This is a genomic window from Companilactobacillus muriivasis (assembly GCF_036246245.1).
In the GTDB taxonomy this organism is placed as follows: domain Bacteria; phylum Bacillota; class Bacilli; order Lactobacillales; family Lactobacillaceae; genus Companilactobacillus; species Companilactobacillus muriivasis.
This window is the reverse complement of record NZ_BTTQ01000001.1, coordinates 75,505-95,809: the sequence shown is the minus strand read 5'-3', so window position 1 is coordinate 95,809 and position 20,305 is coordinate 75,505. Positions and strand designations below refer to the sequence as shown.

The window sequence follows — 20,305 nt, the reverse complement described above, 5'->3', positions numbered from 1 at the left end:
CGAATTTGTTTTTAATTGTCTTGTAAACATGCTCCTAAAACTTCTAAACCTTTGGTAAGTGTGTGCGGTGCACAGTAACCTAACCTCAGTATCTTTTAATAAATCTAGACAAAATTCTAAGCTCGATTTCTTAGCTTCTAATTTAACAAATGACGTCGACACACCATTTGAAAAAATACAACTGACCTTAGGAGTTTTCCCCAACCAGTCTTTGAAATAAGCTAAATTGTCTAAAATAGTCCGCTCCAGAAACTTCCTATCCAAAATTGTTCTGGTCGGATTGTTAACATTGTTGATAAAAATACTTTTATTATCTTATAAATCATTTTTTAATCATTTAATATATGAATACCAATTCTTTTCTTCACGTAATTTCTAGAAGTTAACTTCAGCTCCTTATGATCTCGGGATATCGTAGAGTTGTTGATAACTTAAGTAAACGCCAGTGATATGGACACCAGGTTCAATCAGTGAATAAATTGCTAAGAGATTAGCACCCATTGCGCCATTTGTCTGCAGAATATTATCGGGGCAATATTCTAATACATCTGGCTTATTTTTTAACTTTGATGAACTTTAAACCCACCAATAATTCATTTTTGCTCAACAAGCTGACCGTAGATATCAGCTTGTATTAAATTTTGGAGTGTATTGAAGTAATCGTATTTAGTCATCCAGAATTGTCTGAATATAAACAAATTTGTATACTTTTACATTCATTTATTACCGATTATCTAGTCGGAAGAGCTGGGAAATATTTGTGTGCCGTGGAAAGAATATTTCCCAGCTCTGGAGACGGCATCCTAGATTTTAATTGCTCCAGTTGCGACCATGAAAATACTTATAATTGCAAAAGCCACGATCAAGATTGACCAAAATATTTCTGCTTTAGTTAACTTTCCACCATCTAAGTTGTAATCTTTCTTAGCTCGATAGTAGAAGTAAATTCCGGGAAGATAACCGATACAAACTAACATTAAGAAATGTAGTCCTGCTAAGACAATTGCGATAACTTGAAAAGCAGCAGCGAAGATTCCTATCCAAAGTTGTTTCATATCTTTATTTTGGAGTGAAAATTTGATTTGGTATAACCCAACAAAGATATAGCAAACGACGATAGCTGCCGTACATAGTGAAAGTGCAAAATTATAAGCTTCTTTCGAGAACAATAGAACAACTAAGAAAACTTGAATCAATGAAGCTGTTAACACCAATGAAAAGGTTGGTGCACCATTTTTATTTTTTTTACCAAATGAAACTGGCAAGAGTTTTTCTTCAGCCATCAACATTGTCGTATCTGCTGGCAGCATTGTCCATGACAACCAAGCTCCAACGATTGCAACCACTAAACCAACGCCGATGAAAACGCCGCCCCATTTTCCGACCATTTCTTGGAAAATATAAAGCATGGCTGGTTGATCGATTCGAGCTAACTCGCTTTGTGACAAGTAACCATATGGCAAAACTGATGCTAAAACATAAATAACTAATAAACTGATAATTCCGATGATTGTAGCTTTTCCGGCATCATTTTTATCTTGAGCACGTGATGACAACATACTCGCTCCTTCGACGCCTACGAAAACCCACATCATAATCATCAAACAAGATCTAAACTGTCCACTGACACTAGTATTTCCGGCTACTCCTGAGGCCACATTCGACCAGAAGTGAGCTGTGAAAACGCCGCCTTTGAAAACAAAGATACCTATTACAATAAATGCAAACAGTGGAATCAACTTACAAATAGTAATGACTGTATTCATTGCTGCAGCTGATTCAACACCGCGATTAACAATAAAGGTCAACGTCCAGGAAACGATACTCGCGAAGATTACCGACGGAATGTTTTGTCCACCTTTAAAGACCGGGAAGAAATAACCTAACGAACTCATCAATACAGTCGCAAAGGCCACATTTCCGAGCCATGCACTTAACCAATACCCCCATCCGCTGACAAAGCCAGCAAAGTTGCCGAATCCAGCTTGTGCATAAGCTTGGATTCCTTCTGATTCAGGTTGTTTCAGTAACAAGTTATTCAGCGACAAAGCCAACATCATGATACCGAATCCAACCACTAACCATGCTAGTAAAACTGGACCAGGGGCAGCTCCTTTTGCAAGTGAGCTCGTTAAGGTAAATACACCTGAGCCAATGGAACTCGTAACAACGGCCGCTGTCAGAGCTCCTAGTGATAGACCCTTCTTTTCTTCCATACTAATCATTCCTTTAGCGCATAGTGCTAGTTGATAATTTATTATGAACATTCATATCAACAGTATTTCAGTACCTAACGTTGGCTGAATATTAAGGGATTTTAATATTTTTACATTCTATTAATTAGTCGGAAGAGTTGGAGAATATTTGTATGCCGTGAAAGTAGTCTGCACAGCTAATGAACATTTTCCAGCTCTGTAGACGGGATATTTAACTAGCACTACACGTTTCCTTTATTAAAAATTCAGAATGAAAAAAGGGCAAACCATTACGATTAGCCCTTCTCCAATAACTGATTAAACCTTAGGGATGAACAAGTTACCTAGAGTTGCTGCCATAATGGCTTTAATGGAGTGCATTCTGTTTTCAGCTTCTTCAAATTGACGTGCATATTTGCTTCTGAAGACTTCGTCTGTTACTTCCATCTCATTTAGACCATATTTAGCCTTAATGTCTTGTCCATACTTTGTATTTGTATCATGGAAAGCAGGTAGACAGTGCATGAAGATGATTTGGTCATCTGGTTGACCTGTCTTCTTGATCATATCCATGTTTACTTGATATGGTTTGAGTAATTTAATTCTTTCGTCCCATTGATCTTCTTCACCCATTGATACCCATACGTCAGTATAGATAACGTTAGTGCCTTTAACACCTTCTTCAATGTTGTCAGTGATCATGAACTTGCTGCCTGACTTGTCAGCATATGCTTTAGCAGTGTCGATAACACTTTGGTCTGGGAACAATTCCTTAGGAGCAACGATATGGATGTTTACACCCAACATTGAACCTGTAACTAAGAAACTGTTAGCCATGTTGTTACGGCCATCACCAACGAATGTCAAAGTTTTACCCTTGATATCGCCAAATGTTTCTTTCATTGTCATGAAATCGGCAAGCATTTGTGTTGGGTGCCATTCATCTGTCAAACCATTCCATACAGGAACACCTGAGAATTTAGCAAGCCCTTCAACAGTCTTTTGTGAGAATCCACGGAATTCGATACCGTCGAACATACTACCAAGTACACGACCTGTATCTTCAACACTTTCCTTGCTACCAAGTTGAATGTCGTTTGATCCTAAGAATTCTGGATGTGCGCCTAAATCAATAGCTGCAGTTGTGAAAGCTGAACGCGTACGTGTTGAATTCTTTTCGAATAACAATGCGATGTTCTTGCCTTCTAGATAATGATGAGGAATACCCTTCTTCTTTAGGGCCTTTAAATGTAGTCCAAAATCAATTAAATATTCTAATTCTTCTGGTGTGTAGTCTTTTTCTGCTAATAGACTTCTACCTTGAAATACTGAAGTTTCTTTACCTTTATAATCCAAAATCATTCCTCCTAGTGAGTATTAGAATTAGTTTATCACTTTATTCTAATTATATTAAAACTATTTTAAGTCTTCACGAACTAATGGCATACTCATACAACGAGGACCCCCACGACCACGTGATAATTCACTCGAAACTGTCTCCAAAACTTTCAAGCCGTGTTGTCTAAGGATTTCGTTAGATACGTAGTTTCTATCATAAGTAACTACGACACCGGGTGCGATTGCCAAAGTGTTAGAACCATCATTCCATTGCTCTCTAGGTGCAATGATTGGATCACCGTTACCTGTTGGAATCAAATCAAGGTCATCTAGGTTAAGTACTTTCTTTAGTACACCCTTCAAGTCTTGACTATGTTCCATTGTTAAGTCGCCATCTTTAGTAGGATGGATTGTCCATGTATCAATCTTGCCACCTTCGCCAAGAATACCTGGGTGAACTGTAAATTGATCGTAGTTGATCATTGTAAATACAGTATCCAAATGCATCATAGCGTGGTTATGTGGAATCTTGATAGCAACAACTGTATCGTATGTGCCTTCAGCAAATAGATTTCTAGCAATGTCTTGAATAGCAGTTGCCGATGTTCTTTGAGAAACACCAATTGCTAAGACGTGATTACTAATAACTAATTCGTCTCCACCTTCGATACGGTGTGTGTGGTTTCTGTTACGCCATACGTGTAAACCTTTGTCAGCAAAACGTGGGTGGTGGTCAATGATTGCTTCCATAAACATTGATTCACGTTGTCTTGCAGCGAAAGTCATATGGTTGATACTTAGTCCTTCACCGATTGAAGCTGCCGGGTCTCTAGTGAAATAGAGGTTTGGCATAGGATCCATGAAGAATGGATAATCTGAGTCTTCAGCGGCACTGACAAGGTCTGTCGGGGTAAAGTCAATGTCATTCTTACGAACACCGATCATCAATTGATTAACTAAAGCTGGTGTGTCAAGACTCATCAAGAATTCCTTCAATGCGTCATGATCTGCGCCAGTAGCGTAATCAGATTCGCGAAGCATCTTTTCAACGAAAGCATCTTTGATGTTTCCGGCATCGATTGCTTCAGCAGCTAAATCATCAAGATAAAGTACTTCTGTGCCGTTATCCCTCAAAATTTGTGCAAAGTTATCATGCTCTTTTTGAGCAATTGGTAAATATGGGATGTCATCGAACAATAGTCGGGGCATTGTGTCGGGTGTAATGTTTTCAACTTCCTGTCCGGGACGTTTCAACATTACTACATCTAATTTGCCAATTTCTGAAGTAACATGGATTGGTTTTGTCATAAAAAATCACTCCTTAATTTTGAATTCCGTTACCGACATCTACTATATCGGACAGGTGTACCTTTTGCAAGCGGTTTCATAACTATTTTACTTCATGGTATATATATTTTAATTTTACGATGAATCACGATTGGCTCCATATCTAGCAAGGGATAGAACTAATTAAAATATTTCTAATCAAAAATAAATTTTTAAAATGGGTAAAATGATAGCCAAGATATTGTAAGTGCTTTCTGAAATCGGCCAATTTATAATATTTTGCGCAATAAAAAAATCAAAAAAGAATCAAAAAAAGACCATTCAATTCTGAAATTGAATGATCTGAGTGAATTTATATTTGTAAACTAGCGATGGATTGGGATTTACTTAGTTTTTTCTTATATATTAAAAAGATTATCGTTTTATAAGTCTATTCTTATTTGAAAGTTGAGTACAAAAAAAGAGAGGCGATTGCTTGCCTCTCCTTACATTACATTATTTACCGTTCTTTTGAACAGCCTTAACTGCTTGCTTGTGTGTACCGTTGTATAGTTTCCATTTCTTGCCATCAGGAGTTTTAATAGTTGTCTTGCCTGTCTTAACGAAGACCCAGTTGTTAAAATCAGGTTCTCTCATAACTCTGAAACCGTCAATCTTGAACTTCTTTGGATCTTTCTTATCCATAACTAACTTAGATTTCTTAAAGTCAGAAATAACTGTCTTTGAACCATTCTTTGCGACACGAACGAATTGAACTGTCTTGTGATCCTTACCAGTAAAGAATGTAAGGTACTCATCCTTGTTGCCATCACTTACACCAACGTAATCGTGGTTCTTGATTTCAGATTTTGTAATCTTTTTAGCTGAATGTTGTTCAACTTGCTTTGTACTGTTTGTGTTAGAACAACCAGTAGCAACGGTAGCAAAACCACCCATTAATGAAACAGCGGCCAAAAAAGTAACCAATGTCTTTTTCATTATAATCTTCTCCTTGAAGCAATTTATTGATAGAAATCTATCATTACTTCTGATTTTATGGTAATGAAAACCAAAAATCAATTTATATTGTAAATTCCCGGCACAATTTTAAATAAACTTTATCTTTTTGAAATAAATTATTGTATAATAAGAGAGTTGTGAAATGCGAACTTAGTTTAATGGTAAAATACCAGCTTCCCAAGCTAGTGTCGCGAGTTCGATTCTCGTAGTTCGCTTATAGGGTTTTCTATGTTTTGTTATGTGTCCCGAATCGTTGTTGTACCGGCGTTTATGGACTTTGTAATATCTATGTTTTATAAATATTTATGACTTATTGGAGCCATATTGGAGCCACGAAAATAATGCGCGAGGGCAGTCATATCACTTGATAAGCTAATTATAAAATCAAAAAAAGATCCACCACCTACAAGTTGTAAGTGGTGGCTCTTTTAATCTTAAAATTAACCAGAAAATCCAGAACCTTGCGAATAATTAATTGGAATGTATTCATCAGTGGCTACTTTATACGCATATCCAATGTTTGGTAAATTGACTAGCTTATCAGCAGTTTTCCAAATAGTACCACCTTTAAAAGTTTTATTGGATTTAGCAATTGATTGTCCCTTTGAATTATAAGCAAGCACTCCATAATTATTTAGATAGTTCACTACAACTGTCCGATTAAAAGTTGTACTTGATTGTGGGATTAACGTCTCAACACCAATTTGATAATATGGCTTGTCGTTAATCACAACAATTGAATTAGATTTCCAGTCTGTTCCTGAAATGACATTTGTTCCATCATTTGCTTTTCCAACATTATTAAAAGTTGCATACGCCTTATACGTATTACCTTTGACCGAAACAACATTATTAATTGTTGACTGGGGATCAACTAACGGACTTTGGCCACCAGTATAATAATTGTCATACAACATAGATACATCAAAGTTTCCATAACTACCTTGAAAGTTATATGTTGAACCCCACTGCCATGCTGAATTTCCAGAATACCAATTCTTACCTGCAGCATTGTATGGATAAGATGCAATCCAACCATTTTTGTTGATTGAAAGTTTGTTACCAACCCAAGAACTCATTGTGTAAATATCAGATCTATAACCATATTTTTGAATCTCATTCATGAACGCTTTATTATTCGTATCATTCTGAGCTTGAGATAAATTGTTCTGTTGCTGAGCTTCTACATCGGTGACCAAAACTGCACCAATTGGTAATCCGTCTGACTTTGCTAACTGGCCAGCATAGTCTGCCTCTGCAATTGCCTCCGATACATTTGAGTATCTAGCAAAATGATAACCGTTAATATAAAGTCCAGCAGCTTGAGCAGTAGCGATATTATTAGCTGCAGTATAGTCAGAATAATATGACCCTTCACTAATTTTTGTAACTACTGATTTAACTCCATAGTTATCACGCATATCCTTAAAATTGGCTACTGTCATATATCCATTGTGATTTGATACATCAACCATATCAGTGTTAGCAGCATGAATATTCGTGGTACAAAAAAATAGACTTGCTATCAGCAAGCCTAAAATAAGTCCTAATCTCTTTTTCATTCTTTCTCACCAGCTTTTTCACCCATGAATGCTTGAAACCCATCAAACAAACCACTAGTCCAGCCACCAACTAATAGACCGGCAATCATTGCCTTGTACAAATCATCATGAAACACCAACGCAATTAGAGACGAAAATACCAATCCTAGTAACATTGCCAAAAATGGCATGTATTGGATTGGTATTTTTTTCGTATTTTTAATTGCATTTGTTGCCCCATATACCAGAACTGTAATCAGCAATAATTGTGTTGCATCGATTAAATTAAAATTCTCAATAAAACTCATTTATTTTCCTCCGATTTAATTTTCCTATTTAATTCTCCAATTTGACATGTCAATTGATCAGTAACTTTCTTTTGCGTTTTCAAGTCAGTTTTAACCTTGTTTAATTCTGACTCGAGTCTTGAATTTTTACTTTTCAAGTCAGCACGTTCATCAACCAGAGAATTAATTTTTTCCACATTTAGTAAAAACTGCTGTGCATAGATTCCTTCATTACTGCCACTATTCTTCAATTTTTGAAGTAACAATCCAAAAATCCCTGTAACAAATGCTCCACCGATTGCTGAAATCACAAATTTAAAATTATCTACCAATCTGGACTACTCCAAAACGCCTCGAGCAGGATTTTAATAATAATAATGAACGAAATCATGGTAGTAAAGTCTGGACTAAATCTATTCATTCCAAGCATTTGCATCATAGCAATATCATGAAATAGAAACATCAAAAAATAGAAGGTCCAAATAAATAGTGGCAGAAATGTTACTAATATTTGATTGATTCCATGTAGGTAATTAAACGACGCTATGACCACATAGATGCCAACCAACATGACAGGAATTGAAAAAGCAGGCTCATCAATATGCATTACAAAATCAGGCGGCCGGTCAATAAAATGACTCGACATCATTAACGTGATGCCCAATGCAAATGTCTCTAATCCATTAATAAACCAACTTCGATTTATTCTGAAAAAGAATAATCTTTTAAAGCTTTTAGGTAATTTATTTGGTTTGTCCATTTAATCACCCCGTATACTAGCCCGAAGGCTAGCTTGCTACGTAATCTTTACCGGTAATTGTCTTATAATCATTTGCTGAAATAACGATTGGAACATAGCTAACGATGTCCTCTACCTTTAATGTTCCCCAACCAATTTCCATTTTAAGTAAATTAACCATAATTATTTTTCCTCCGTTGCTGTAGTTGTATTTAATGTTGCTAGTTTTAATTGCATTGCTGCTAATTGCTTAGTAACCTCAGTCAATCCATTTTTAATATCAATTTTATCTTGAGCATCGGCCAGTTGGTTTTGAGTCAAAGCAGTAACACCACTTTGAACTTCTTTAACATTTTTTGATGTAGCCAAATTTTGCATTGTCAAAGTTGTGAAATTCTGTTGTGATTCTTCGTCAGGAGTCATATTTGTCGCAATGTGAACAAGCTTGCTGTCAGATTCTCGAACTGTCCAAAGATAACTTTCAGAACTCAAAAAGGTTGGATCATTATCAACTAATGTCCAACCTTTATCTTTAAATAATTTTACTTGTAGTTCTGCACCAAATTCGTTAGTTGTAACCGTGCCGATAATGTTTCTATCGGGGTCTAACTGAATTGCTATTTTCATACTTTATCCTCCTCTAATTATAAGATTTAATATTTAGAACATTCAACTTTACATAATCAGTATTATTACTGCTTCCCAGTACAATATCAATTCCCGTATCAAAATTAATTGTACCTTTACCAAAAATGAGATAGTAATCTCTGTCAGGTAAAGTAACACCAACATTATTTACTCCTGGTGTATCTTCCCAGGTACCCCATTTCTTATTTAATCCTTTTTGATATCCACTAAATCGCTTTGAATTAAGTTTTAATTTGTATCCGTTAATCAACAATTTTTTATCTACATTTAACACTTGTGGTATACCAAAAGACTCTATCTTATAGCCCCAATTAGTGTCAATATTTGTTGAATTTCCTTGAAAATGGTCATCAAATGTAATTTGTAGTCCATTCATAGTATTCTCAAAAAAATCAGTAGCACCAGATAGAACAACATCATGACAAGCGGAACCAGCAAAAAAATTAATTGAAGGTGGAATCTGTGCAATAGCATTTTGGGTAGAGAATGTTGCAATCACATCGACCACAACATCGTAGTTAGCACCCGTAGCACCAGCAGAACTGCCATCATTATCATAACCGGTAGCACTCTCGAAAGTCATAGTCCCATTGCCATTAAAAGTTACATTTAGTTGAGGGGCTTTGACATTTTTACCTGATAGGTTTTCACCAATACCATTGATTGGAATTGCTAACGTTTTTTTAGTAGCTAGATCGGATGCTTTGATATAAATAGGATATGGTGAGGTTGTTGTGAAATATCCATCTTTAGCCACGTTATTAGTATCATAATTTAATTCAACATCTGAAACTGTTCCTTTAGCACCGGCAGTCATCAATGTTTTTTGAAGATGTAACAATAATGTGGCACCATCTCCAGCCATATTAAATTTTGTACCAACATCCTTTAATAAAGTAACTGTTTTTGGTGTTGTAGGTTCTTCTGCAACGCTCTCATGACGTTGATATAAAAGATAACGTTCAGTAATCTCACCATCAGCAAGCGATCCAGCATAATAATCAGCTCCAGCATCAGGGTGATCAGGATTATCTCCGCCACCAGTATCACCAGAATTACCGTTACCACTAATACCTGTCAAATCAAGAACATTAGCTTTAGTAGTCGGCAAAATAGTTTTCTCATTACCATCCTTATCTAAAATTTTAGCTGCCATTACCGAATGGATTGCAACATTAGCAGTTCTGGTTAACTTGTTAGTTGCCATTATTTAGTCACCTCTTCTGTACTATTCTTTTCCGAATCATCAATGGCACTATTTAGCTCATCAATTCGAGCAGATATCTTATCATCATCGAATTTATCACTCGTGTCTAACTTATCAACAACATCGGATATCGCTGTTTCCGATTCATCTTTAGTCATAAACTTAGATGAAAGATTTAAGAATCCATGTTCATCTTTTGGAACATATTCCTTTGTCCCATCAGATTTTAAATAAAAAGCACCTGTCACTAATCTAACTGCATAATTAGCAACTTTCGTCAGCATATTCATTAAACAGTTCCTCCTTCAGATTCAGTTATGTACTGATTTAACTCATCGATTCGAACTGAAACGTCATGATCAAGAATTAAATCGTCTGTGTTAATAGTCAGTTGACCACTATCCAAAGCTAATTGCATTGAACCGAGAATGTTGCCTTTTGTTACAAGGTCATCCGAGTTAATTTGTGTTTCTAGTTTGTCCATTCGAGTTTGCGCTGTATCAATGTCGCCGTTCAGGGTGTCTAACTTAGTTTTGGATTTGCTAATGTAATCATCAACAGTTTTCTTAGCACTGTCTAATTGACTATTTACATCATCAATTTCCAATTTGATTTGATTTCTAATTTGCTCCAAAGTATCTGAGACAACTGCAGATTCAAAATTCAATAAATAATTTAATTGCTTGTCAGCAACCTTTTGCATTTCACCAATATGAAATAACGAACGTTGATATTCAGACATGTAAAAAGCCAATGCTCGCGGATATGCTACGTCATTGGCTATAATATTTAAACTAAAATCTAATGTTGCTAAGACTTTAGTTCTATCAACATTTTCAATCACAAAATGAGCTGTTTTAAATCTTCCAGCGGTCTGCGATACAACTGCACTGGGTCTCCAGGTCAGTCTACCCAAAGAAGCCTGAGTTCTGCTAAAGCTTTCATCATCCGAAATTTCAGAACTTCCTGCATCATTTCCAGCAAATCGAATAATTGTATCTGTCATATCAATGGGACCAGATTGATTAACAAAGAGACAATTAATATTTTGCATATCTGATTGTCCTTGACGAATATTGACTTGTTGGAAAATTCTTTCTTTCGTCAAAGTATTAACAACGCCTTGGGGCGAATGTACACTCTCATCATCAGTTTGTTCATGTGGTAAATAATATGCTTTAGAATTATCCAAATAAAAGATCAATGGTTGTTCTAACGGTATATCCATATTCAATTTTTCGTAATTGGGGCTGGATGGATTCATTAATGGTGGCGTTACGGCCATTCCGTCTTCTGTTGGAATTCCAATATCTGTCATTAATTATTGTCTCCTTTCTCATCATATAAACTATTTAGTTCATCAATTTTTTGAGCAACGTTTGGATCGTATATCTTATCGTTAACATCAATATTTTTATCACCCGTATAACTTGGCGGAAATACACCTCCGGGTGCTGGTTTGTATGTGATTGCATTGCTCAAGTTGTCAATTTGGTCTTGTAAATATTTAAACTTCTTATCAGCATCTACTTTTGAATAATATTTGGTTTCAACATTGTCATGCATAAACTTAGATACTTGAATACTGATAATCTTCGAAACAAATCCTTTAACATCACTAAGAGTATCCTTCAACTTTGAAAAATATCCCTTTTGATTAACTGAATAATCAACTAGGCTATTAACAGTAGTCTCAATATGCTTAACATTATTATTGTAATCATCCCTAGCATCCGAATTAGCAACACCATCAAACTTATCCAAACTTAACTTGGCCAAAAAGTCTGGAAACTCTGGACTCTTAGGAAATACAACATCATCATTAACATCTGAAAACTCATAAACTTCCGAATCATATGTACCATCGGGCTGTTCTGTTCCAATTACAACGCTTTGGCCATTCTTGAAAGTCATCACAACTTTTTTTCCATCTGGAGACTGCAGTTTTAGATTAGGAAACTCTGATTCAATAACTTCTTTAGGTAAATTCAATATCTCAACTCCTTTCTTTTATTTCAGATAACTGGCCATCAACCATTTCAAAATAATTATTAGTGGTAGCTACTTCGATTACTCCATTTTTTGAATCCATGAAAAAAGCCTGTAAATATCCCTTTTCGATACCTGCAGGTTTATTTTTTGTATCTTGGTCAAAATAAAAAAGACCCGAATTATCAATTAAATTCAAATCTTCGATATATTTTGCGTAATTTCTATTAGAGTCACTTGGAGGTGTGACCCAATCAGATAAATATTTGTCCAATCCATCTATGGCCAAAACAGTTGTCTTAGCATAAAACAATTTTCTAGTCACAGGATCAACCATCATTCTAATTTCAGTCACTAAACTTCACCTACCTTAATAGATACCCACGGATTGGCAATTGCTCCATTAGATAATGACATAGTGGCATTCTGCCTTGCATCCATCATTAACTTGTTTTGCGACAACTCATAATCAGCAAGTGTCTGAGGTGTTGAGTTCAAATTCAATTCATAAACTCTTTGATAACTTAATGGATTGAATTTGATACCCGTCACTGTCACCCACGTTGTGAAATTCTCGGCCGGAATATCACAGTAAACCATGTCACCTAACTTAAATTCATCTGAACCAGTATAAGTTAATGATATCTGAACCTCAGGCTCTGTCTTCATTTGAGATAAAGCATACTTTCTCATTTCAACTGGATCTTCAATATCAGTATTAGTAATTGGTTCACCAGGTAACTCACCCCATTCTTGAATAGACTTCTCGTCACGAACAATAAATGGTTGAAAATAATCTTTAGAATGGTCATCTTCTGAATCAGTATCATCACTATCCTTAACCTCACTTGGCTCAACATCAGTGTCACCAGTAAAATCAAAATTATCAGATGTAACCCATTCGTTTACACCAATCCGATACCAAGTCTTGCCATTTGCACCTTCAGTAACTTCACCGTTGATTTTCCATCTTGAGCCATTAGGTAACTTCTGGCCAACTTCCTTATGGTCACTCCATGGTGAATCATAAATAGTAACTTCAGTTGGCGTTGAATCATCTTCCGAAACAGCGACATCACTTGAATTAGTAAAATCAAAACTATCCGTATCAACCCATTCATTAGTACCAATCTGATACCATCCTTTATCCTGGGCTCCACCTGAAACTTCATTACTGATTTTCCATTGACTACCTGCAGCTAAAGTCCGACCTGTTTTATTTTGTGGAGTAAATGGAGAATCATAAACATAAACTGCAGTATCTTTTTTATCGTCATCAGAACCAGCTGACTTTTCAGCCTTAATTGTTCCTTGGCCAGATACCCTTTTAATAGTGTGATCCTCGGGCTTAACATTCCTAGTTTTATCAAATGTAAAATATTTGCTTGATACCCACTCATTGGGTGCAATCCGGTAATAAGTAGTCCCATCAATAACCTGCTTGGAGGTAGTCGCCCAACTAGTACCACTATTTAAATGGTCAACAATATTTGTTCCACCAGGCTCACTGAACACTGGCGCACCACTCGTTTCCATAGTGCTAATAGTCCCACTGGCATTACCAATTGGAAGTACATCAGTATTATCACCATCAGTTGTTTCCTTATCGTCTGCAGCCTTAATTGTCCCTTGACCCAAGACTTCAGTAATGATGTGATTCTCTGGAGCAATGTCACCATTTTTTTGAAAACTAACATACTTTTCATTGACCCAACCGTTAGTCGAAACTCTATACCAGGACTCACTATTGGCCGTCATTTTTGAATCCATAACCCACTTAGTCCCATTAGGCAGATACTGAACAATATCAGTAGGCTTTTCAGGATCCGTAACAACTGGTGCTCCGCCTTCGACCATTGTATTAATTGTTCCAATAGCTGTACCAATAACTGATGTTACAAGGGCATCTGTTTTTCCATAAACTCTAGCAATATTTTGCAAATCAGTTGTATCAATAGATACCTTAAACGTAGGCGTGTCATGAATATATCTGAAAGTCTTGTTGGTTTTTTGCTGAAAATCATCCATTGGAACTAACTTAATATTTTTATTGTCAGCAACAACTACTAGGTTAAATTTCTCAATGCAATCTTTAATACAATCCATGCCATTCTTCTCACCATAATCAGTGAAGGTGGCCGTATCTGAACTATCCTCAACTGACCAACTGAATCCACGGTTGCCTAAAGTATTCTGATCAAACACAAAACTCATTAAATCGTATGCAGATAATTTCTTCGTTCCTTTAATTTTATCGTATTGCCAAATGTGCTGACAATCGAACCAAATATGTGTAGCCGAAACTGTTCGTTTAGTGTCATATGCTTCATCATCCTTATCCGCTTGTTTGATTTGATATTGTTGACCATCAAAGTACAAATAGTTTTCATTTTGAAGAAGTTGATAACCAACGCTACCATCATTCCTGGCGGTGAAATCAATTTGGTGTGTCTGATTAATTTCTTCATTCTTACTTATGGATTCACGAGATATACAGGTTAGTGTTTCTTTGTACTGGCCATCACGATCACTAACCATAATCCTAGGTAAACGAATCATAGATAAATAAATGGAAAATCAAAGGCAACAGTTCCAGTCCAGCCAGTCAGACTAAAATTATTCCATCCCTTTTGTAAACTGATAGAACCATGATTTGTATTAATTTCACACGGTTCACTATTCAAGAATGGATGCACACCTTTCAAAATCAATTTATCCGCAGCACTAACATTATTATTAAAACTAAACGAATCGCCAGTATCATTATTAGTCAATGTTGGACTGCCACTACCACTAAATACGATATTCAAGTCATGGTTTTGTTCGTATGGCTGAATAGCAAAATCAGATGGATTGAATATTTTAAACGTACCTTGAGTTTGACAATAATTGAGCTCCTCAAACGGAAGGTTCATATTGTTACTCAACACGTAAGGATTTTCTTTAATATCCACTGGAAACCCACTACTACGAATAACCGAGTATAAATAAGCACTGGGTATATCAAACTCAATGGAAAATGTCTTATCCAAAACTCCAACGGCTGTAATATCGAATGGTTTAGCAATTCCGTAAAAACATCTACCAATATCATTCGATTGACGGACTCTTATTAACTGACGGTGGAAAACCTTGTTATAAAGTTCATGACACTTCATTTCAAAATCTATTTCATCTGCAGTTTCCAAAAAGAAATTAGCAGTGGCCGTTCGAGACCCGTACAAAATTGGTCCTTGTTGTGACTGTCCATCAACACCAGCATTACTAATAAGTGTCGTTTGTGTTTGGGGCGAACTAATCTTCAAATCTAAAAAATGTAACCCACGATAATCTTGGATTGCAAATTCATCTTCGCTAGCCGGTTTTAACAAAAGTGTATTAACTCGATAACTCCCGTTGATTAAAATACCCAAAACTATCTCACCTCGATTTATTATTTTTAATTAATGGCCAACATTTAAGTCGGCCCACGTACTTCATTCAAATTAATCACCTATCCTAACTGATATTTAGTAATTTTCCTATCCTTTAAGCCAAGTTGGTCCATCATTTGATAGAGCTTATTAAGTGTACTCTGGTCATATGAACCACCATTTCCTTTGCTTAAAATCTCAAGAATCTTACTCAAAATCGTATTTTGAATTTGCATTAATAGTGTTTGTTGCTTCTGATTCTGCTCGAGACCACTCGAATCAAACGTGACTCCAGCAGAACTGTTGCTATTACCGAATCTAGCTTGAGCTTCACTCAAAATGTGCATTGCTCGAGTCTGGTTTGTTAATGGTAGAACAACTTCGGGACCAGCTTCACCGACAATAGCATTCGTTGCTTGAGTAATTAAACCACCGTCTGCCATTAATCTTGGACCTGAAGGTCCTGAAGCTGCACCTCTCCATTCTCCATACTTACCGTTGTAACCCATGCCCATGTCTGTACGCCATGTAGCATCATTGAACAATGCAATCAATTGATGCAATGGATTCCAAATATCTGTAAAGCCTGGCATAGCATAATTTCTGAAGGTTGCATCAATGTATTGAAGAATACCTTTTGATGGATGACCTTCTTGGGCATTAATATCTGTTAGATTAATGGCTCTTGGATTACCGCCAGACTCGTTACCAATAATACGTTCAATCATATCCACATTGAAATCAGTAACATTCTGATGCATATAAGCAGCTGCTGCACGAATCATAGGACCATAGGATTTTGCTGGCATTGCTCCACCAGAGCCACCCATTGATTCCATCATCTTGTCCATTACGCCACTAATATGTTCTTTAACCCAATCACCAGCCTTAGACGCTGTTTTGTCCAGGGCTCCTTTAGCAAAGTCAGCATAAGCTTCAACTTTAGGCATGACCTTATTACCGGCATTAGTCATTAATGACTTAGTATTCTCAATTGGATGTTCCATGAACTTAGAAACAGCCTCAAACTTGTCTCCCAGCCATGAACTAATATTATCAAGTGAGCCTTTTGCCCAATCAATCATGCCACTGCTGGCACCTTCAATTTTGCCAACGATACCACCGGTAGCATAATGTTGTACGCCTGCAGCAGACATAATACCTTTGGTCTCATCGCCGTTATACACACGTGAACCTGCAGGTAACATCCCTGTCCAATTACGTTGCTGACTCATCATCAACTCACCCGTTGGCAACTGAACAAGCTCTTTCCAATTTGAGCCTTTACCATCATTAATGACTGATAGATGTTGCTCAACAACACCGCCTTGTTCGAAGTGAACTTTACCCAAATGAGGGACAGATGTCTTCTTACCAGTAAAGAACTTCCAGACGGAATCAATTGCATCAACACCGGTATTGATCACACCGATTACGCCATTAATCCCGTCTGCAGCGCCTTTTTTGATTCCACCCCAAATACTGCCAAAAAAGTCAGCCATATTTTGCCACATTTTTGACCAGGTGGAAGAAATGGCACTAAGCGAACTTGAGATAACGTTCGAAAGAGAATTCATTATCGGTTTGGTAAAGTTAACAATCCCGTTAAAAATCGACTTGAAGAAATTACTTATCCCAGTAATCGATGAATGCCAAATATTGCTGATGGCTCCAAGAACTGAGCTAGTTATATTTGACAAGGAATTCATTATTCCGGAGAAAAAGTTCTTCAATGAATTAAATGTTGATCTAAAGAAACTGGAAATATTCGAAAGAATCGGTCTAAAGAAATTACCAATTTGAGTCCAAGAATTACGCCAAGTGTTAGATATATTTGACATGATTTGCTTGAACCAATTGGCTAAAGCTGTAAAGATTTGGTGACACCAGTTAGAAATTTGTATAATAACAACTTTCCAAGATTGGAATATGTTTTTCCAAAAGTTAATCAACCAGGTACTATAAGGAACCCAGATTGCCTTGATACCAGCAATAAGAGTTTTCATTATATTCTTCAACGGTTGTACTAATGGTTTAGTTACCAGTACGGCAATTCCGACTGGCAATGCTAGTGCATAAACAACTAACTTACCAAATCCTTTTAAAGCTCCAACTATGGCATCAAGCATCTTCTTACCAACTTTGGCAAAATCAGATACCCACTTAGACGTTGTGGAAGTAACCCCACTCCAAGCCTTCTTCAGCCCCGATGTGAGTTGTGATCCCCACGCAGTCATTCCACTGAATGCAGACTTGAATTTACCAGGCATTTGACCTAGCCAACTGTTTAGTCCACTAAATCCATCAGAAACCCACTTAACCATGTTTTGGAATACTTGTTTGATGATAACCCCAAGCTGATTAACTGCATCCCTGAATGGCTTGATGTGATTGTAAGCTAACATAAATGCAGCAATTAAAGCCGTAATTGCTAAAATAGCTATTCCAATTGGCCCTGTTAGAACCGTTGCTATTAAGCTACCTCCAGATAGAAAGGCTCTTACTGCTGTAACAGCCATTCTTATTCCATTGATTGCTCTAATTAAACTAGAAATACCGCCAATTATTTGACTAATGACCAGCATAACTGGTCCTAACGCCGCGGTTATCAATGTAGCTTTGAGAATAAAATCTTTTGTACCAGGACTCAACTTCGAAAATGACTTTACTAAATCAGTTATTTTCTTAACCATTGGAGTAATCGTAGGCATAAGCTTTGAACCTATTGTTATGGCCAAGACGTTCATTGATTCCTTAAATTTACTCATATTAGCTGATGCCGTGTTATTCATGGTATCAGCTATTTTTTTAGTTGAACCAGTAGCCTTTTCAGTTTTATCCGTCAAATCTGATAAAGCATCCCCACCTTGAGAAACTAAGGCATTCATACCAGCTTGGGCTTCAGTCCCAAAAGCCATCGCTATTGCTGATGCCTTTTGTTCCTTTGTCCATCCTTGTGTATTTGTCTTAATTTTATCCAAAATCTGTGGCAATGTTAGAGCATGATTTTTGAAATCCTCAGCATTGATGCCTAATTCCTTCATACCTTCAGCATTCTGCTTTGATGGTTTCATCAATCTTGTCAACGTTGATCTAAGCGCTGTACCGGCAACTGAACCCTCGATGCCCTGGTTAGACATTTCACCGATTGCTGCTGCAGTTTGCTCCAATGAAATACCAGCCGCGTGAGCAGTTGGTCCAACGTAGGTCATTGCATCTCCCATATCGGAGAAACCAGCAGCAGTTGCATTAGCAGTGTAAGTCAAACTATCAGTTACACGTTGAGTGTTTTTAAGCATCCCTGCAGTTGAATTAGATTTCAATCCAAACTGTTCCAACGTTGAAGTTGAAACCTTCATAACTGAATTAAAATCATCACCAGATGCCTTTGTAGCATTAAGGATCGAAGGCATTGCTCCAATCGTCTGCTTTGCCGAATAGCCACGTTTTACTAACTCATCCATTCCAGAATTAATTGATGTGGTAGATATACCGTATTGAGTTGCCCACTTCTTTGATTCATCAGACATTTCAACAATTTCCTGTCGAACCTGTTTGACACCTTCACCATTGGCCTCCAAAAGAGGCTTGATATTAGTGATTTGTGATGAAAAATCAGTTGCACTCTTAATTGCATATCCCATACCAGCAACTATAGGAACTGTAAACTTGGTGGTCATTGCTGAGCCGGCATTCTTCAGTCCGCCACTAATCGCACTTAACTTTGTGGAAACCCTATTAAGACTATCAATTGATTGTGCCTGACCATCAGAAAAGTTTCTAACCTTTTTACCTAACTCATCATATTGAAACTGTGATTTTTGCTGTTCAGCATTTAACTCAGCAATCTTAGAACGTTGATTCTGAGTTTCTTTAGCATCATCACCCTTTGTCAGAACTAAATCTTGAAGTTTGGCTCTTTCAGAAGCAATGATTTTGCTGTAATTATCAACCTCTTTGCCCAAAGAACGATACTTAACCAAATTGGCTTCAGTCTGTTTACCTTGAACTTGAAGGCTATCAACCTCAACCTTAGTTTGCTTTTGAACACGTTGAAGTGCTTCACGATAAGAATCCATCCCACGTTCGGCATCTTTCATCGCTACCTTGGCATTATCAAGTTGACGTTGATACTGTCCCTGTTGTGCTTCAGCCTTATTTAATTGATTAGCAACTTTCATTGCTGAATCTGAATACTCACCGTTTGTCTTAACAGCAGTATCGTAACGATCTTTCAAGGCTGAAATTTGTTTCTCATTTACCTCCATCAACTTAGATAGTTCATCAACTTTAGAACTTGCCTTCTCATAAGCAGTGCCAGTTGTATCTAAGACTGATAGATTGGCTTTCATCTCACTCTTGGCCAAACGGAATTGATTTTGAATAGATTTCAATGAATCCTCAAACTTTGTTGAAGTCATATCCAATTCAATAATCATTGAACCAAGAGGTCGCCCACTACTAGCCATTTAACTGACACCTCCTTTAGAAGTTGTTATAAAAGTCCTGGGCTGACATCATTTGAGTATCAGCACTTGAACCACTATCTTCTGATTGAGAAATTCTTTGTAAATAATCTAGAAAGCTGTCAGCATCTACATCATCAATATCCTTGAATGACACACCATTCTGCATTTGCTTTTGGGTTAAATCATCAAGGAT

At 36.8% G+C, this 20,305-nt stretch carries 19 protein-coding genes and 1 tRNA gene; 1 reads left to right on the top strand and 19 read right to left on the bottom strand.

From position 1 onward, the window contains the following. Positions 1-803 precede the first annotated feature (803 nt). From arcD to AAA923_RS00555, 4 genes are all read right to left on the bottom strand, one after another. Positions 804-2,216: an arginine-ornithine antiporter gene (gene arcD, locus AAA923_RS00570; RefSeq protein ID WP_338213910.1), complete on the bottom strand. Its 1,413-nt coding sequence runs from the start codon at positions 2,214-2,216 to the stop codon at positions 804-806. 297 nt (positions 2,217-2,513) lie between these two features. Further along, positions 2,514-3,557: an ornithine carbamoyltransferase gene (gene argF / locus AAA923_RS00565; protein ID WP_338213908.1), complete on the bottom strand. Its 1,044-nt coding sequence runs from the start codon at positions 3,555-3,557 to the stop codon at positions 2,514-2,516. Between the two features lie 54 nt (positions 3,558-3,611). Beyond that, a complete protein-coding gene (arcA, locus tag AAA923_RS00560; protein ID WP_338213907.1) occupies positions 3,612-4,841 on the bottom strand; it encodes an arginine deiminase in 1,230 nt (409 codons plus the stop codon). Positions 4,842-5,315: 474 nt separating this feature from the next. After that, on the bottom strand, positions 5,316-5,798 hold the full coding sequence (locus AAA923_RS00555) for a hypothetical protein (protein ID WP_041501414.1): 483 nt from the start codon (positions 5,796-5,798) through the stop codon (positions 5,316-5,318). A 165-nt stretch (positions 5,799-5,963) separates the two neighbouring features. On the opposite strand from AAA923_RS00555, the gene AAA923_RS00550 reads away from it, so the two are divergent. After that, a tRNA-Gly gene (locus tag AAA923_RS00550) sits at positions 5,964-6,034 on the top strand. Between the two features lie 225 nt (positions 6,035-6,259). Here AAA923_RS00550 and AAA923_RS00545 read toward each other — a convergent pair. The 15 genes from AAA923_RS00545 to AAA923_RS00475 all read right to left on the bottom strand — a co-directional run bounded on the left by AAA923_RS00545 (position 6,260) and on the right by AAA923_RS00475 (position 20,266). Further along, positions 6,260-7,381: a GH25 family lysozyme gene (locus AAA923_RS00545; RefSeq protein WP_338213904.1), complete on the bottom strand. Its 1,122-nt coding sequence runs from the start codon at positions 7,379-7,381 to the stop codon at positions 6,260-6,262. Further along, on the bottom strand, positions 7,378-7,668 hold the full coding sequence (locus AAA923_RS00540; RefSeq protein ID WP_338213903.1) for a holin: 291 nt from the start codon (positions 7,666-7,668) through the stop codon (positions 7,378-7,380). The genes AAA923_RS00545 and AAA923_RS00540 overlap by 4 nt, the downstream gene beginning before the upstream one ends. Then, on the bottom strand, positions 7,665-7,979 hold the full coding sequence (locus AAA923_RS00535) for a hypothetical protein (RefSeq protein WP_338213901.1): 315 nt from the start codon (positions 7,977-7,979) through the stop codon (positions 7,665-7,667). Before AAA923_RS00535 ends, AAA923_RS00540 begins: the two co-directional genes overlap by 4 nt. Beyond that, positions 7,973-8,407: a hypothetical protein gene (locus AAA923_RS00530; RefSeq protein WP_338213899.1), complete on the bottom strand. Its 435-nt coding sequence runs from the start codon at positions 8,405-8,407 to the stop codon at positions 7,973-7,975. The genes AAA923_RS00535 and AAA923_RS00530 overlap by 7 nt, the downstream gene beginning before the upstream one ends. A 28-nt stretch (positions 8,408-8,435) precedes the next feature. Beyond that, the gene (locus tag AAA923_RS00525; protein ID WP_338213897.1) at positions 8,436-8,567 is read right to left on the bottom strand and encodes an XkdX family protein; all 132 of its coding nucleotides are present in this window, start codon (positions 8,565-8,567) and stop codon (positions 8,436-8,438) included. 2 nt (positions 8,568-8,569) lie between these two features. Beyond that, positions 8,570-9,013 carry a hypothetical protein gene (locus AAA923_RS00520; protein WP_338213895.1) on the bottom strand — a complete coding sequence of 148 codons (444 nt, stop codon included), beginning with the start codon at positions 9,011-9,013 and terminating at the stop codon, positions 8,570-8,572. Positions 9,014-9,026: 13 nt separating this feature from the next. Further along, positions 9,027-10,241, bottom strand: a complete 1,215-nt coding sequence (locus AAA923_RS00515) for a hypothetical protein (protein WP_338213893.1) — start codon at positions 10,239-10,241, stop codon at positions 9,027-9,029. Then, on the bottom strand, positions 10,241-10,531 hold the full coding sequence (locus AAA923_RS00510; RefSeq protein WP_338213891.1) for a hypothetical protein: 291 nt from the start codon (positions 10,529-10,531) through the stop codon (positions 10,241-10,243). Before AAA923_RS00510 ends, AAA923_RS00515 begins: the two co-directional genes overlap by 1 nt. After that, positions 10,531-11,559: a BppU family phage baseplate upper protein gene (locus AAA923_RS00505; protein WP_338213890.1), complete on the bottom strand. Its 1,029-nt coding sequence runs from the start codon at positions 11,557-11,559 to the stop codon at positions 10,531-10,533. Before AAA923_RS00505 ends, AAA923_RS00510 begins: the two co-directional genes overlap by 1 nt. Beyond that, positions 11,559-12,233 (bottom strand): hypothetical protein, encoded by a 675-nt coding sequence (locus AAA923_RS00500; protein WP_338213888.1) that lies wholly within the window; start codon positions 12,231-12,233, stop codon positions 11,559-11,561. Before AAA923_RS00500 ends, AAA923_RS00505 begins: the two co-directional genes overlap by 1 nt. A gap of 4 nt (positions 12,234-12,237) precedes the next feature. Then, on the bottom strand, positions 12,238-12,585 hold the full coding sequence (locus tag AAA923_RS00495) for a hypothetical protein (RefSeq protein WP_338213886.1): 348 nt from the start codon (positions 12,583-12,585) through the stop codon (positions 12,238-12,240). Beyond that, positions 12,585-14,768, bottom strand: a complete 2,184-nt coding sequence (locus tag AAA923_RS00490) for a phage tail protein (protein ID WP_338213885.1) — start codon at positions 14,766-14,768, stop codon at positions 12,585-12,587. The genes AAA923_RS00495 and AAA923_RS00490 overlap by 1 nt, the downstream gene beginning before the upstream one ends. Positions 14,769-14,785: 17 nt before the next feature. Then, positions 14,786-15,643 carry a phage tail family protein gene (locus AAA923_RS00485; RefSeq protein ID WP_338213883.1) on the bottom strand — a complete coding sequence of 286 codons (858 nt, stop codon included), beginning with the start codon at positions 15,641-15,643 and terminating at the stop codon, positions 14,786-14,788. Positions 15,644-15,723: 80 nt separating this feature from the next. Then, positions 15,724-20,112: a phage tail tape measure protein gene (locus AAA923_RS00480; RefSeq protein WP_338213881.1), complete on the bottom strand. Its 4,389-nt coding sequence runs from the start codon at positions 20,110-20,112 to the stop codon at positions 15,724-15,726. Between the two features lie 16 nt (positions 20,113-20,128). Then, positions 20,129-20,266, bottom strand: a complete 138-nt coding sequence (locus tag AAA923_RS00475) for a hypothetical protein (RefSeq protein WP_338213880.1) — start codon at positions 20,264-20,266, stop codon at positions 20,129-20,131. Between the last annotated feature and the right edge of the window lie 39 nt (positions 20,267-20,305).